13 protein-coding genes are annotated in these 15,045 nt (G+C 68.7%); 8 read left to right on the top strand and 5 right to left on the bottom strand.

The annotated features are described in order from the left end of the window. Positions 1-13: 13 nt before the first annotated feature. A complete protein-coding gene (locus KCH48_RS21045; RefSeq protein ID WP_210576202.1) occupies positions 14-2,248 on the top strand; it encodes a protein kinase in 2,235 nt (744 codons plus the stop codon). Between the two features lie 37 nt (positions 2,249-2,285). Here the strand turns inward: KCH48_RS21045 and nadA are convergent, their stop codons facing one another. Further along, positions 2,286-3,470, bottom strand: a complete 1,185-nt coding sequence (gene nadA, locus KCH48_RS21040) for a quinolinate synthase NadA (protein WP_210576201.1) — start codon at positions 3,468-3,470, stop codon at positions 2,286-2,288. A gap of 387 nt (positions 3,471-3,857) precedes the next feature. On the opposite strand from nadA, the gene KCH48_RS21035 reads away from it, so the two are divergent. Continuing rightward, on the top strand, positions 3,858-4,214 hold the full coding sequence (locus tag KCH48_RS21035; RefSeq protein ID WP_127180523.1) for an iron-sulfur cluster assembly accessory protein: 357 nt from the start codon (positions 3,858-3,860) through the stop codon (positions 4,212-4,214). A 97-nt stretch (positions 4,215-4,311) separates the two neighbouring features. Here KCH48_RS21035 and KCH48_RS21030 read toward each other — a convergent pair whose 3' ends face one another. Beyond that, a complete protein-coding gene (locus KCH48_RS21030; protein ID WP_210576200.1) occupies positions 4,312-6,147 on the bottom strand; it encodes a hypothetical protein in 1,836 nt (611 codons plus the stop codon). A gap of 147 nt (positions 6,148-6,294) precedes the next feature. Then, entirely contained in the window at positions 6,295-6,504 is a 210-nt protein-coding gene (locus tag KCH48_RS21025; RefSeq protein ID WP_210576199.1) for a hypothetical protein, read from the bottom strand. Between the two features lie 134 nt (positions 6,505-6,638). On the opposite strand from KCH48_RS21025, the gene KCH48_RS21020 reads away from it, so the two are divergent. Beyond that, positions 6,639-7,613: a carbohydrate kinase family protein gene (locus KCH48_RS21020; RefSeq protein WP_210576198.1), complete on the top strand. Its 975-nt coding sequence runs from the start codon at positions 6,639-6,641 to the stop codon at positions 7,611-7,613. 91 nt (positions 7,614-7,704) lie between these two features. Here KCH48_RS21020 and KCH48_RS21015 read toward each other — a convergent pair whose 3' ends face one another. Beyond that, positions 7,705-9,084 (bottom strand): cysteine desulfurase/sulfurtransferase TusA family protein, encoded by a 1,380-nt coding sequence (locus tag KCH48_RS21015; protein ID WP_210576197.1) that lies wholly within the window; start codon positions 9,082-9,084, stop codon positions 7,705-7,707. A gap of 331 nt (positions 9,085-9,415) precedes the next feature. Between KCH48_RS21015 and coxB the strand changes: the two genes are divergently transcribed. From coxB to KCH48_RS20995, 4 genes are all read left to right on the top strand, one after another. Then, the gene (gene coxB, locus KCH48_RS21010; protein WP_210576312.1) at positions 9,416-10,336 is read left to right on the top strand and encodes a cytochrome c oxidase subunit II; all 921 of its coding nucleotides are present in this window, start codon (positions 9,416-9,418) and stop codon (positions 10,334-10,336) included. Next, complete coding sequence (ctaD, locus tag KCH48_RS21005) at positions 10,333-12,069, top strand: cytochrome c oxidase subunit I (RefSeq protein ID WP_210576196.1); 1,737 nt, start codon at positions 10,333-10,335, stop codon at positions 12,067-12,069. The genes coxB and ctaD overlap by 4 nt, the downstream gene beginning before the upstream one ends. Then, positions 12,066-12,464, top strand: a complete 399-nt coding sequence (locus KCH48_RS21000) for a cytochrome c oxidase subunit 4 (protein WP_210576195.1) — start codon at positions 12,066-12,068, stop codon at positions 12,462-12,464. The genes ctaD and KCH48_RS21000 overlap by 4 nt, the downstream gene beginning before the upstream one ends. A gap of 131 nt (positions 12,465-12,595) precedes the next feature. Next, entirely contained in the window at positions 12,596-13,861 is a 1,266-nt protein-coding gene (locus tag KCH48_RS20995; RefSeq protein ID WP_210576194.1) for an Ig-like domain-containing protein, read from the top strand. A 9-nt stretch (positions 13,862-13,870) separates the two neighbouring features. Here the strand turns inward: KCH48_RS20995 and KCH48_RS20990 are convergent, their stop codons facing one another. Next, positions 13,871-14,272 carry a response regulator transcription factor gene (locus tag KCH48_RS20990; RefSeq protein ID WP_210576193.1) on the bottom strand — a complete coding sequence of 134 codons (402 nt, stop codon included), beginning with the start codon at positions 14,270-14,272 and terminating at the stop codon, positions 13,871-13,873. 145 nt (positions 14,273-14,417) lie between these two features. Between KCH48_RS20990 and KCH48_RS20985 the strand changes: the two genes are divergently transcribed. Beyond that, positions 14,418-15,038: a heme-copper oxidase subunit III gene (locus KCH48_RS20985; protein WP_210576192.1), complete on the top strand. Its 621-nt coding sequence runs from the start codon at positions 14,418-14,420 to the stop codon at positions 15,036-15,038. Positions 15,039-15,045 lie beyond the last annotated feature (7 nt).

Raw genomic sequence — 15,045 nt, 5'->3', positions numbered from 1 at the left:
AGGGGATCCGGGCGTGCCACTGCACAAGGACGACCCGAAATCGGTCGGCGGCTACAAGCTCGTGGACCGGCTCGGGACCGGCGGCATGGGGATCGTCTACTGGGGCAGATCGCGCTCGGGCCGTGACGTCGCGGTGAAGGTGGTGCACGCCCAGTACGCCGAGGACACCGTCTTCCGCGCCCGGTTCCGGCAGGAGATCGAGGCCGTCCGCAAGGTGAGCGGAGCCTTCACCGCACCGGTCGTGGACGCCGACCCGGAGGCCGTACGGCCCTGGATGGCGACCCAGTATGTGCCCGGCAGTTCGCTCGCCCAGCGGATCCGTGACCAAGGGGGCCTCCGCGGCACCGAACTGCGGCGGCTCGCCCTCGGGCTGGTGGAGGCGCTGCGGGACATCCACCGGGCGGGGGTCGTGCACCGCGACCTCAAGCCGGCCAACGTCCTGATCGCCGACGACGGCCCGCGCGTCATCGACTTCGGGATATCCCGCGCGGCCGAGAACCACAACACCCTGACCGAGACCGGCCAGATGATCGGCACCCCGCCCTTCATGTCCCCGGAACAGTTCACCGACGCCCGCACGGTCGGCCCCGCCTCGGACGTCTTCTCGCTCGGGGCGCTGCTGGTGTTCTCGGTCACCGGGCGGGGGCCCTTCGACGCCGACAGCCCCTATCTGACCGCCTTCCGGGTCGTCCACGAGGCGCCCAAGCTGGATGGCGTGGCACAGCCTCTGCGCGCGGTCCTGGAGCGCTGCCTGGCGAAGGAGGCCGCGGACCGTCCCGAACTGGACGAGCTGGCCCAGGAGTTCGCGGACGCTCTGCCCGAAGCGAACCCCGCCGACCCGGCCACCGTCACACTCCGCCGGGATGCGCTGGAGACCAGCGAGGAGACCGCCTCCGGGGCGGACCCGGCGGCGTCGACGAAGCTCCCGCGGGTCCTCCGCCGGGGCCGCCGGGCCCGCCCGCTGCTGGCGGCGGCCGGCACGGTGGGTGTGCTGGCCCTGGGGCTGCTCGGCTACGCAACCTACGGGCCGGGATTCGCGGAGCCTGAGGAGGCGGCGAGCGCACCGATCGCGGCCTCCCGGTGGGCGGCGCCGCCCACCGGCTGGCAGTCCTGGCAGACGACGGCGTACGAGACGGCACAGCGGGGCGAGGCCAAGCCGCTGGGGAAGGAGAGCGGCTCCCCGACCGACGTCACCTGCCGGAGGTACGAGGACGCGGTTTACTGCGCGGGCAACAACATCCTTCCGGTACGTCTGGACGGCCGTACCGGCACCACCGTCTGGCGCTCCTCCCTCGCGTCCGCCGACTCCGGCGACACGGCGCTGAACAACTTCACGCTCCTCGGCGTGCGGGACGGCGCGGTGCTCCTGCGGCAGGCCGTCTACGAGGGCGCCTCCGTGGACAGGACCAGCGTCGTCGCCCTCGATACGGAGAGCGGCAAGCAGCTGTGGTCCCGCGACGTGAACGATGCGGGCATCGACCAGATGCTCTCCGGCGACCTCGTCCTGACCGTCGACAGCAGCGGCCGTCTGGTGACCGCCCGCTCACCGCGCACCGGCACCGATCGGTGGACCACACAGGTGCCCGCCGACAACTACTGCCAGTTCCTGACCGTCGGTTCCGGCCTGTACAGGCACTGCTTCCCGGACGACGAGACCCAGGCCGCCGAGTTCCTGGAGCTGAAGCCGGCCGACGGATCGGTGGTCCGGCGCCTCAAGATCCCGTACACGACCGGCCTGCTCGGCACGGTCGACGGCAGGCTGGCCTTCGCGGTAGGCCCCACAGGACCGACGCGCCCCGAGGAGCTGACGTTCAGCACGGTCCTGCTGATCGACCCGGACACCGGCGCCCTCGCCACCACGAAACTGCCGAAGACCTACGAGGGCGCGGTGACCCTGGCCGCCGACACCCTGTGGATCACCGCGGCCAACGGCCAGGTGACCGCCGTGTCCCCGCTGACCGGCAAACAGCTGTGGCAGAACCGGACCGACGCCGAGGGCTCGGGCAGACCCACGTACGACGCCCGCACCCGCACCCTGTATGTGGCCAGCCTCAGCGGCCGGGTCGCGGCCCTCGACGGACGCAGGGGCACGCTGCTGTGGGAGACGGGCGCGCGTGCCGAGCAGCTCGCGAGCGGCGAAACGACCAAGTCCGAGGTGCGGTCGTACGGCGGCGCGCTGATCGTGAACACCCCGGACGGCACCGTCTTCACGCTCGACCCGGCTCACCCCGAGCGGAACTCGGGGTGAGCACTCCTCGCAACGGTCCTACGGCAGCACGGCGGTCCTAAGGCAGCGCCAGCATCCGCTCCAGCGCCAGCTTCGCGAACGCCTCGGTCTCCTTGTCGACCTCGATCCGGTTGACCAGGTTGCCCTCGGCCAGCGACTCCAGGGCCCAGACCAGGTGGGGCAGGTCGATGCGGTTCATGGTCGAGCAGAAGCAGACCGTCTTGTCGAGGAAGACGATCTCCTTGCCCTCGGGCGCGAAACGGTTCGCCAGTCGGCGCACGAGATTCAGCTCGGTCCCGATGGCCCACTTGGAGCCGGCCGGCGCCGCCTCCAGCGCCTTGATGATGTACTCGGTCGAACCGACGTAGTCCGCCGCGGCGACGACCTCGTTCTTGCACTCGGGGTGGACCAGGACGTTGACGCCGGGGATGCGCTCACGAACGTCGTTCACCGAGTCCAGGCTGAAGCGGCCGTGCACCGAGCAGTGACCCCGCCAGAGGATCATCTTGGCGTTGCGCAGCTGCTCCGGCGTCAGCCCGCCGTTCGGCTTGTGCGGGTTGTAGAGCACGCAGTCGTCGAGGGACATGCCCATGTCGCGGACGGCGGTGTTGCGGCCGAGGTGCTGGTCGGGCAGGAAGAGGACCTTCTCGCCCTGCTCGAAGGCCCACTCCAGGGCCCGCTGGGCATTGGAGGACGTGCAGATCGTGCCGCCGTGCTTGCCCGTGAACGCCTTGATGTCAGCGGACGAGTTCATGTACGAGACGGGGACGACCTGCTCGGCGATCCCGGCCTCGGTCAGCACGTCCCAGCACTCGGCGACCTGCTCGGCCGTCGCCATGTCTGCCATGGAGCAGCCGGCGGCGAGGTCGGGCAGGACGACCTTCTGGTCGTCGGAGGTCAGGATGTCCGCCGACTCGGCCATGAAGTGCACACCGCAGAACACGATGTACTCGGCCTCGGGGCGCGCTGCCGCGTCCCGGGCCAGCTTGAACGAGTCACCGGTCACATCCGCGAACTGGATGACCTCGTCGCGCTGGTAGTGGTGGCCGAGCACGAAGACCTTGCTGCCGAGCTTGGCCTTGGCCGCGCGGGCACGCTCGACCAGGTCCGGGTCGGACGGCGAGGGCAGGTCACCGGGACACTCGACGCCGCGTTCGCTCCTCGGGTCGGCCTCACGGCCGAGGAGCAGCAGGGCGAGGGGCGTCGGCTGTACGTCGAGCTCCTGGGTCTGGGCGGTGGTCACGACACGCACCCTTTCTGTTCTGCGGCTCGCCGGCCCGGGGGCGGGTCGGCGGGACATGCGGGACACCGTTCACCGGCGAGAAGAAGCGACTTCTCGTCGATTTGACGCTATCTATCATAACCGCTTCACGTCAGTTTGACGATGGCCATCGTGTCGATGTGACGTGAATCCCGACACCTCGTCGTCGCATGGCGTTGTCGCGTTGTCCGTGCCGCTGTCCACGGGCCGCTGTGCGCTTGTCCACAGGCCGCTGTGCGCTTCCGGGCGCATGTGCGAGCATGAAGAGACAAGCCAAGGGAAAGTCTCGGGCGTGCCCGGAATGAATCCGCGGCCGCGCCGGTTGCAACCGTCGGCAAGCAGTCTCCGTACTACCCGGGAGAGATGTAGATGTCCGTATCGGACGAGACCAGCACCGTCACCGACGGCATCATCCTGTCCGACGCCGCCGCGGCGAAGGTCAAGGCCCTGCTCGACCAGGAAGGCCGTGAGGATCTGGCCCTGCGCGTCGCCGTTCAGCCCGGCGGCTGCTCCGGCCTGCGCTACCAGCTCTTCTTCGACGAGCGTTCCCTCGACGGTGACGTGGTCAAGGACTTCGGCGGCGTCAAGGTCGTCACCGACCGCATGAGCGCGCCGTACCTGGGCGGTGCCTCCATCGACTTCGTGGACACCATCGAGAAGCAGGGCTTCACGATCGACAACCCGAACGCGACGGGCTCCTGCGCCTGCGGTGACTCCTTCAACTAAGCCTCGAGCTTCAGTGGGGCCCAGGCCTCAAGCGTGATGTGAAAGGCGGCGGCCCCCTCCGAGGGGGCCGCCGCCTTTCACGCTGGTGTGCGGCAGATCACCGGGCCCCGGACGTCTCCGGCAGCCGCGCCCCCGCCTTCTCCAACGGGACCGCCTTGCCGTCCACCCCGACGACCTTCCGGTCGCCCAGCGGCTCGTCCAGCTGGACGAGCCGGTGGTACTCCTTCGCGATCATGATGCAGACCTTGCCCGTCCAGGGCTTCTCGGTCACCGTGACCGTCACCTTGTCGCCGTCCTCGGTCGCCGTCGCCTCGTAGTCGGCGCAGACCCCGCCGGTGAAGGCCACGGTCAGCTCGCTGCCCTCGGCGGTGTAGCCCTGCACCGTCACCTTGCGAGGGGCCGGCGCGGCGGTCGGCTCGTCGCCGGGCGAGGTCGGCAGCGTGCTGGGCTGCCCGCTCGGCGCGGAGGTCGCCGGCGAGGCCAGGTACTTCGGGTCGACCGCCGGATGCGTCACCGTGAAGGCGTCCTCGGCGCCCGGCGCCCGCACCTCGTACAGCCAGGACGGCACCAGCGCCGGCTGCCCGCCCACGGTGTGCGAGGCCAGCCCGAACACCGCCTTCTCAACAGTGATCGTCTGCTGCGGCGCGCCGCTCTCCGAACCGCACGGCGCCTCCATCCGGTCCTTCAGCGGTACGGGACTGGCGCACCCGCCGATGCCCATCCGGTGGTCGGCCGCCGGCGCCTTGTTCATCAGCCCCAGCGTCTTCTCGGCGCTCAGCACGGGATACGTGTCCCCCTTCGCCGGCGCCTTCAACTGACCGCTGCCGCCCACGACTTCGCCCTCGGCGCCGATCGTCAGTCCGGTCGTCCAGCCGTACGTCGGCATGCCGTCGACCACCGGATTCGCGTTCACCACGCGCTGGGCGCCGATGACCTGGCTGGTGTCGATCTTGGCGTCGTCCTGTCCGACGGCCTTGAGGATCGGCGCGGCCGCCTGCTCGGCGGCCTCGGGGCTCACCGGATCGTCCGCCGGATTGGCGGGGTCCTTGGAACAGACGGTGGTGCTCTCGCAGGCGTCCGTCCCGGGCGCGTACCGGTGGAACGTCCACGTACCCGGCGCCGCCTTGTTCACCTGCAGACTCGGCCCCGCCGCGTCCTGCGCGCCCACCGTCCAGGCCTGCCCCTGGGCGACCGGCGTCCCGTCCACGCCCAGTGCGGCAGCCAGCTCGGCCACCTGACCCTCGGTGACCTCACCGCTCACCCGGTACACCGGTGCGGATTCAGGGCCGTCCGGCATCTCGCCCTCGGCCTTGTACGTCACCCCGTTCGGGTCGGGCTCGCCCGGCGCGATCCCCGCGCTGCCCTCGGAGTACCCGTCGAGCGCGAGCGGCGGGGGAGTACCGTCGCCGCCGGGCGCCCCGGACGACGTACGCCCTTCCGAGCCACCGGACGCGGTGGCGGCGAAGTACGCCCCACCACCACCGACGAGCAGCACGGCCGCGGCGACGGAGGCGATGGCGACGGGAGAACGACGCCGAGGGGGCCGTGGCGCGGAGCCTTCTTCAGGGGCGACCACGTGGAGGTCGGAGGTGTCGGCGGGGGGTGCTTCGGCACTGGGGGCGGGGGCGGGGGCGTCGGTGTCGAGGGCGGGGTCGGGTGCTTCCTCGGCCTCGGCTGTGGCGTCGGGCGCTTCTGCGCCGGGCGCTGCCGCGTCAGGTGCCTCGCCCCCGGAGCTGTCGCTCTCCGCCGAAGTGCCTTCGTCCGCCTCCCGGGCGCCCTGCTCCTCCGAGGCATCCTTCCCGGCGGTGTCAGTGGCGTCCCGAGTCGGCCCCGCGTCTTCGGCGGCACCGACGGGGCCCTTCTCCGCCCGTGCCTCCTCGGCGTCCTTGCCGGAGGCGCCCGCGTCGTCGTTGTCGGGTCGCTCGGTGTTCACTGCATCGCTCCTTCGCCTGCACAGCTGTCCCTGTTGACCCGGCCCTGCCAATTCGGCGCGGGCGAGGGGTCGTATTCCGCATCCCCTCTACGGGGGACAGCGATGGGACGCAGCGGGGGAGCGCGCGGTTCCCCTGACGGCGCTGAATCAGTCTCCGTAGTCCGACATGGCGTCCAGGAGCCGCGCGGACTTCTTCGGCACGCTCACCCCGTGAATGAGGGAGGGGGAGACGGGAAGGGCGGCGCTCCGGTCCGGAACCGTCCAGTGGGGAGCCATCCGGGCACAGTCGCCGCGCAGCGACGCCAGATCGCCTTCCAGATCGACCGGGACCGGAGCATGGACGTCGAGTTTCGTCATAACGGCACCGTATGCACGTCCGAGTCGGCAAGAAAGATCTACTATCGGGTAGTTTTGGTCGCTTCAACGTCACCACGCCGACCCGGTAGCGTTAACTGTCAATCCGCCTCCGCATCCGTTGGAGATACCTAGCCGTGCGCATCGCAGTCACCGGCTCCATCGCCACCGACCACCTCATGACCTTCCCCGGCCGCTTCGCCGACCAGCTCGTCGCGGACCAACTGCACACGGTCTCGCTCTCCTTCCTGGTCGACAACCTCGACGTACGCCGGGGCGGGGTCGGCGCGAACATCGCCTTCGGCATGGGCCAGCTCGGCACCAAGCCGATCCTGGTCGGGGCCGCCGGCTTCGACTTCGACGACTACCGCGCCTGGCTCGGCCGGCACGGCGTCGACACCGACTCGGTCCGAATCTCCGAGACGCTGCACACCGCCCGCTTCGTGTGCACCACCGACGCCGACCACAACCAGATCGGCTCCTTCTACACCGGCGCGATGAGCGAGGCCCGCCTCATCGAGCTCAAGACCGTCGCGGACCGCGTCGGCGGCCTCGACCTGGTCCTGATCGGCGCCGACGACCCGGAGGCGATGCTCCGCCACACCGAGGAGTGCCGCTCCCGGTCCATTCCGTTCGCCGCCGACTTCTCCCAGCAGATCGCCCGCATGAGCGGCGACGAGATCCGGATCCTGCTGGACGGGGCGACGTACCTCTTCTCGAACGAGTACGAGAAGGGCCTCATCGAGTCCAAGACCGGCTGGACCGACGCCGAGATCCTCGCCAAGGTCGGCACCCGCGTCACCACGCTCGGCTCGCGCGGCGTCCGCATCGAGCGCGTCGGCGAGGACCCGATCGAGGTCGGCTGCCCGGAGGAGGAGCGCAAGGCCGACCCCACGGGTGTCGGCGACGCGTTCCGTGCCGGGTTCCTCTCCGGTCTTGCCTGGGGTGTCTCGCCGGAGCGTGCGGCGCAGGTTGGCTGCATGCTCGCGACGCTGGTCATCGAGACGGTGGGTACCCAGGAGTACCAGTTGCGCCGGGCGCACTTCATGGATCGGTTCACGAAGGCGTACGGGCATGACGCGGCCGAGGAAGTCAGGGCTCACCTGGGCTGACGTTCGACTACGCGTCTGCCTCGGCGGGTCCGTTGTCGACTGCGGATCCGTCGGGGCTGGTCGCGCAGTTCCCCGCGCCCCTTGAGGGCGTTCAGCTCACCCGGCGGATCAAGTACGCCGTTCCTTGCTCCGCCGGTTCTTCTCCTACGTACTCCTGCTCCCGCATCTCGCACCACGCCGGAATGTCCAGCCGTGCTGCCTCGTCGTCGGACAGCACTCGGACAGTGCCGCCGACGGGTACGTCGCCGATGACCTTCGCCAGTTCGATCACGGGGATCGGGCACCGCTTGCCGAGGGCGTTCACGACCAGGACGTTCTCCCGCACGGTCGTCGTCGTGGGTGCCGGTGCCCCCAGCTTCTCCCGCACCCCCGCCACGGCCCCGGGCAGCACCTCCAGGAACCGGTCGACGTCCTCCGCCGCGGTCCCGGACGGCAGCGAAACCCGCACGTTTCCCTCACTCAGCACCCCCATCGCCCTCAGCACATGGCTGGGCGTCAGCGTGCTGCTCGTGCAGGACGACCCGGACGACACGGAGAAACCGGCACGATCCAGCTCGTGCAGCAATGTCTCCCCGTCGACATAGAGACAGGAGAAGGTGACGATCCCGGGCAGCCGCCGCACTGGATCCCCCACCACCTCCACATCGGGCACCGACTCCGCCACCCGAGCCCGGATCCGCTCCGTCAACTCCCGCAGCCGTACCGCCTCTTGCGCCGCCTCCGCCCGCACCGCCCGCAACGAGGCCGCCGCCGCCACGATCGCCGGCAGATTCTCGAACCCGGCCGCCCGCCCCGACTCCCGCTCGTCCACGGGCCCTTGAACGGCGAACCGCACCCCCTTGCGCACGACGAGCAGCCCGACCCCCGAAGGCCCACCCCACTTGTGCGCACTGGCTGCCAACAACGACCACTCACCCTCGACGGGCCCCCACCCCAGCGACTGCGCCGCATCCACCAGCAACGGCACCCCCGCCTCCCGGCACAACTCCGCCACAGCGGCAACCGGCTGCTCCGTACCCACCTCATGGTTGGCCGACTGCAGACAGGCCAGCGCGGTATCGGGCCGAAGAGCGGCGCCGTACACCTGAGGCGCCACCGCCCCCGTCCGGTCCACGGCAACCTGCGTCACCGTCCCGCCGTCCGCCTCATGCGCGTCGGCCGAATGCAGCACCGAGGAATGTTCGACCGCTGACACGATCAGGTGACGCCCCACCCGCCGCCGCCCCGCCAACGCCCCCGAGATTCCCGAGTGCACAGCCCGCGTACCCGACGACGTGAACACCAGCTCATCGGCCCGACACCCCACAGCCTCAGCAGCAGCCTCCCGAGCAGCATCCAACAACAACCGAGCCCGCCGCCCCTCGCGGTAGAGCCGCGACGGATCGGCCCACCCCTCATCAAGAGAGGCCTGCAAGGCCTGCCGAGCAACAGGATGAAGCGGAGCGGCCGAAGCGGCATCAAAGTAGGACACACAGCAACGCTAAACGCCCAGTCACCACAACGCCGTAAAGGGGCGCGGGGAACTGCGCGACCAGCCACAACAGACCCGCACCCGCCAAACCAGCGAACCGCCCGAGTAAGTAGGCCCCCCTCCCCGCGAACCGTCGGAGACAGTCGGCTAGGGTTTGGTCCGCATAAACATCCAAACCCCTGCCCGACGCAGGGCGGCGACCGACCAGCGAGAAGGCCGCAGCCAATACGCGCGGGCGAGACTCTCGGGAAGGCGCTACGTGAGTCCCTACGGCTCCGACCTCCCCCACGCCCTGGGGGGCGCGGGCGGTACCCCCACGCCGCGGCGCCCGATGCGGCGGAAGCTGCTGCAGGCACTGACCGCGGGCTTGGTCCTGGCGACTGCAACCGGTTGCACATACGAGGACTTCCCCCGCCTTGGTATGCCCACCCCCACCACCGAAGAGGCTCCGCGGATCCTCTCCCTGTGGCAGGGATCGTGGGCCGCCGCGCTCGCCACCGGCGTGCTGGTCTGGGGCCTGATCCTGTGGAGCACCATCTTCCACCGGCGCAGCCGCACCAAGGTCGAGGTTCCTCCGCAGACTCGGTACAACATGCCGATCGAGGCGCTGTACACGGTGGTCCCGCTCATCATCGTCTCGGTCCTCTTCTACTTCACGGCCCGCGACGAGTCCGAGCTCCTCAGCCTCAAGAAGAAGCCGGACGTCACCGTCAACGTCGTCGGCTTCCAGTGGAGCTGGGGGTTCAACTACGTCGAGAACGTCGACGGTTCCACCGGAGACGCGAAGACCGACAAGAACCTGGCCGCGATCCCGGACCGGTTCAAGGAGGACTTCCCGGCGAACGCCGGCGGTGTCTACGACGTCGGCACGCCCGGCACGCGGAACCCGCAGACCGGCAACCCGGGCCCCACCCTGTGGCTGCCCAAGGGCAAGACGGTCCGCTTCGTCCTCACCTCGCGTGACGTCATCCACTCCTTCTGGGTGGTGCCGTTCCTGATGAAGCAGGACGTCATCCCGGGCCACACCAACTCCTTCCAGGTGACCCCCAACAGGGAGGGCACCTTCCTGGGCAAGTGCGCCGAGCTGTGCGGCGTCGACCACTCCCGGATGCTGTTCAACGTGAAGGTCGTCTCCCCGGAGCGCTACGAGCAGCACCTCAAGGACCTCGCGAAGAAGGGGCAGACCGGTTACGTTCCCGCCGGCATCGCGCAGACGAGCCACGAGAAGAACCGGGAGACGAACAACCTGTGAGCATCCTCAACGAACCCCAGGGTGCCGCCGCAGCGGAGTCCCACTACACGGACGAGCTGCCGGTCAGGCGCAAGCAGCCCGGCAACGTCGTGATCAAGTGGCTCACCACCACTGACCATAAGACGATCGGAACGCTCTACCTCGTCACGTCGTTCGCGTTCTTCTGCATCGGTGGCGTGATGGCGCTCTTCATGCGCGCCGAGCTGGCCCGTCCGGGCCTGCAGATCATGTCGAACGAGCAGTTCAACCAGGCGTTCACGATGCACGGCACGATCATGCTGCTGATGTTCGCGACGCCGCTGTTCGCCGGCTTCACGAACTGGATCATGCCGCTGCAGATCGGCGCGCCCGACGTGGCGTTCCCGCGGCTGAACATGTTCGCCTACTGGCTGTACCTGTTCGGCTCGCTGATCGCGGTGGGCGGTTTCCTCACCCCGCAGGGCGCGGCCGACTTCGGCTGGTTCGCCTACTCCCCGCTGTCGGACGCGGTCCGCTCGCCGGGCATCGGTGCCGACCTGTGGATCATGGGCCTGGCCTTCTCCGGCTTCGGCACCATCCTCGGTGCGGTCAACTTCATCACCACCATCATCTGCATGCGCGCCCCGGGCATGACCATGTTCCGCATGCCGATCTTCGTGTGGAACGTGCTGCTGACCGCGGTGCTGGTCCTGCTCGCCTTCCCCGTTCTCGCCGCCGCGCTGTTCGCGCTGGAGGCGGATCGGAAATTCGGGGCACATATCTTCGACTCCGCCAATGGCGGGGCCTTGCTATGGCAACACCTCTTCTGGTTCTTCGGCCATCCAGAGGTGTACATCATCGCGTTGCCCTTCTTCGGAATCATTTCCGAAGTCATCCCGGTCTTCTCCCGCAAGCCGATGTTCGGCTACATGGGTCTGATCGGCGCGACCATCGCGATCGCGGGTCTGTCCGTGACGGTGTGGGCCCACCACATGTATGTCACAGGCGGTGTACTGCTTCCGTTCTTCTCCTTCATGACGTTCCTCATCGCCGTACCGACAGGCGTGAAGTTCTTCAACTGGATCGGAACGATGTGGAAGGGCTCCTTGTCCTTCGAGACACCGATGCTCTGGGCGGTCGGGTTCCTGATCACCTTCACCTTCGGTGGTCTGACCGGTGTCATCCTGGCCTCGCCGCCGATGGACTTCCACGTCTCGGACTCGTACTTCGTGGTGGCGCACTTCCACTACGTCGTCTTCGGCACCGTCGTCTTCGCGATGTTCGCCGGCTTCCACTTCTGGTGGCCGAAGTTCACCGGCAAGATGCTCGACGAGCGCCTCGGCAAGATCACCTTCTGGACGCTGTTCGTCGGCTTCCACGGCACCTTCCTGGTCCAGCACTGGCTGGGCGCGGAGGGCATGCCGCGTCGGTACGCGGACTATCTCGCGGCCGACGGCTTCACGGCCCTGAACACGATCTCGACGATCAGCTCGTTCGTGCTCGGCCTGTCGATCCTGCCGTTCTTCTACAACGTGTGGAAGACCGCCAAGTACGGCAAGCCCGTCGAGGTCGACGACCCGTGGGGCTACGGCCGTTCGCTGGAGTGGGCGACATCCTGCCCGCCGCCGCGGCACAACTTCCTCACCCTGCCGCGGATCCGCAGCGAATCCCCGGCCTTCGACCTGCATCACCCCGAGATCGCCGCTCTCGACCAGCTCGAGAACGCGCCTCACGGTGAGAAGGCTCTCGCGGGCGGCAAGGAGGCCGGCAAGTGAAGATCCAGGGCAAGATGTTCATGTGGCTGAGCGTCTTCATGCTCGCCATGGCGATCGTCTATGGCGTGTGGTCGAAGGAGCCGGCCGGTACCACGGCCCTCTTCCTGGCCTTCGGCCTGAGCATCATGATCGGCTTCTACCTGGGCTTCACCGCCAAGCGGGTCGACGTGGGCGCCCAGGACAACAAGGAGGCGGACGTCGCGGACGACGCCGGCGAGGTCGGGTTCTTCAGCCCGCACAGCTGGCAGCCGCTCTCCCTCGCGGTCGGCGGCGCGCTCGCCTTCCTGTCGATCGCGATCGGCTGGTGGCTGATGTACTTCTCGGCGCCGCTGATCCTGGTGGGCCTGTGGGGCTGGGTCTTCGAGTACTACCGCGGTGAGAACCGCACCCAGTAACACACACCGAGCGCTCCGGGGCCCGGACACTCCGTCAAGGAGGGTCCGGGCTCCTCCGTTTGCCGCAATCGCGTTCCCCCGTACGGGTCACCCAGCGCGCCACCGTTGACGAGGCTTCCTAGCGTGAAGCCATGAACGACTCACCCCGCACCACCCGCACCGCGGTCGGCTGCACGCTGCTGGTGATGGCCCTCGGCGCGGGCGTCACCGGCTGCGGCAGCGACGGCAACCCACTGTCCGCCGCACCGTACGACGCGGCGGACCAGATCGCCTTCAACGGCTCCTCCGAGGGCGGGAAGAAGGCCGACCCGGACAAGCCCCTGGAGGTCGTCGCCGAGGGCTCCGAAGGGCGTATCACGGATGTCACGGCCCGGGACGGCAGAGGCAGGTTCGTGGCCGGCGAGCTCTCCGCCGACGGCTCCCGCTGGCACAGCACCTCACCGCTGGCCGCCAACGCCCACTACACCGTCCGCGTGAGCACGGAGGACGAGGACGGGGCGCCCGGCCGCAAGGTCCTCAGCTTCGACACCGGCAAGCCACTCACCAAGAAGCGCCTGAAGGTGGAGTTCGGGCCGCGGGCGGGCACGTACGGCGTCGGCCAGCCCATCACGGCCGAACTCGACCAGCCCATCAAGCTCAAGGCCCAGCGCGCCATCATCGAACGGGCGCTCAAGGTCGAGTCCAGGCCCGCTGCGGAGGGCGCTTGGCACTGGGTGGACGACCAGAAACTCCACTACCGGCCCAAGGAGTACTGGCCCACCCACGCCACCATCCGGGTCCGCAGCACCCTGGAGGGCATAAAGATCAGCGACCGGCTCTGGGGCGGCGCGACGAAGCCGCTGAAACTCACCACCGGCGACAAGGTCGTCGCCGTCACGGACGCCTCGGCCCACTCCATGACGGTCTACAAGAACGGCGAGGCGATCAACCAGATCCCCGTCACCACCGGCAAGCCCGGCTTCGAGACCCGCAACGGCGTCAAGGTCGTAATCGGCAAGGAGTACTTCGTACGCATGCGCGGCACCAGCATCGGTATCGCCGAGGGCTCCTCGGAGTCGTACGACCTGCCCGTCTACTGGGCCACCCGCGTCACCTGGAGCGGCGAGTACGTGCACGCCGCCCCCTGGTCCGTCGGCTCCCAGGGCTATGCCAACGTCAGCCACGGCTGCACCGGCATGAGCACCGGCAACGCCGCCTGGTTCTACGAGAACGTCCGCGAGGGCGACCTCGTCGAGGTCGTCAACTCCTACGGCCACACCATGGAACCCTTCGGCAACGGCTTCGGCGACTGGAACCTCCAGTGGAAGCACTGGCGCAAGGGCAGCGCCCTCATCAAGGGCAACCCGGAGGGCCCGACCCCGGAAGACGCGGCAAGGCTCAGGCCGACGGCGGTGTGAGGCGCCCTGTCATGCGCTCAGCGCCTTGTTGTCCCGCAGCAGAGAAGCCAGCGCCGCGGCGAACTCCACCGGGTCCACCGGCAACGTCACCGCCGCCTCCGCCCGGCTCCACGTAGCCAGCCACGCATCCTGCGGCCGCCCCATCAGCACCAGCACGGGCGGGCAGTTGAACACCTCGTCCTTGATCTGACGGCAGAGCCCCATGCCCCCCATCGGCACGGCCTCACCGTCCAGCACACAGACGTCGATGCCCCCCTTGTCCAACTCGGCGATCACCGCCGCAGGCGTGGCGCACTCCAGGAACTCGACCAGGGGCACATCGGGAGCCGGCCGCCGGCCGGAGGCCAACCGCACCTGCTCGCGGGTGTTGGAGTCGTCGCTGTAGACCAGCACCGTGGCGGTCGGCTGCATGGTTCCTCCGTGACATCAGCGTCGTAAGGATCAGGCCCGTTGGGCCGGATGCTACTCCCTTCAACACCACGTCAACACCGGTACGGGCGGGAGAGACACTCCGAACGGCACCCCCGGAGTGAGGGCGGGATAAGCGACCGACATAATGTCGGTCGTGGCGACAGCAACGACAGTAGACAAGGGTCACGCGCACCCGTCGGTCAATCGACCGAACCTCACCAGCGTCGGAACCATCATCTGGCTGAGTTCCGAGCTGATGTTCTTCGCGGCCCTCTTCGCGATGTACTTCACCCTGCGATCGGTGACCGGGCCGACTCACTGGAAGGAGATGGCGTCCAGCCTGAACTTCCCGTTCTCGGCGGCCAACACCACGATCCTGGTGCTCTCCTCCCTCACCTGTCAGCTCGGCGTGTTCGCCGCCGAGCGCGGTGATGTGAAGAAGCTCCGGATGTGGTTCATCGTCACCTTCGTCATGGGCGCGGTGTTCATCGGCGGTCAGGTCTTCGAGTACACGGAGCTGGTCAAGCACGAGGGCCTCTCGCTCTCGTCCGACCCGTACGGCTCGGTGTTCTACCTGACCACCGGCTTCCACGGCCTGCACGTGACGGGTGGCCTCATCGCCTTCCTGTTCGTCCTCGGCCGCACCTACGCGGCCAGACGGTTCACTCACGAGCAGGCGACCGCCGCCATCGTCGTGTCCTACTACTGGCACTTCGTCGATGTCGTCTGGATCGGCCTCTTCGCCACGATCTACATGATCAAGTAGCCGGGGC

The sequence above is a fragment of the Streptomyces sp. GESEQ-4 genome (assembly GCF_017948455.1).
In the GTDB taxonomy this organism is placed as follows: domain Bacteria; phylum Actinomycetota; class Actinomycetes; order Streptomycetales; family Streptomycetaceae; genus Streptomyces.
The sequence above is the reverse complement of the archived record's forward strand: the minus strand, read 5'-3'. Positions and strand labels throughout refer to the sequence as shown.

Excerpts from the sequence above, each read along its gene's own strand:
- KCH48_RS20995 (WP_210576194.1), top strand. The coding sequence starts at position 12,596 with ATGAACGACTCACCCCGCACCACCCGCACCGCGGTCGGCTGCACGCTG.
- KCH48_RS21035 (WP_127180523.1), top strand. The coding sequence starts at position 3,858 with ATGTCCGTATCGGACGAGACCAGCACCGTCACCGACGGCATCATCCTG.
- coxB (WP_210576312.1), top strand. The coding sequence starts at position 9,416 with ATGCGGCGGAAGCTGCTGCAGGCACTGACCGCGGGCTTGGTCCTGGCG.
- KCH48_RS20990 (WP_210576193.1), bottom strand. The coding sequence starts at position 14,272 with ATGCAGCCGACCGCCACGGTGCTGGTCTACAGCGACGACTCCAACACC.
- KCH48_RS20985 (WP_210576192.1), top strand. The coding sequence starts at position 14,418 with ATGTCGGTCGTGGCGACAGCAACGACAGTAGACAAGGGTCACGCGCAC.
- KCH48_RS21025 (WP_210576199.1), bottom strand. The coding sequence starts at position 6,504 with ATGACGAAACTCGACGTCCATGCTCCGGTCCCGGTCGATCTGGAAGGC.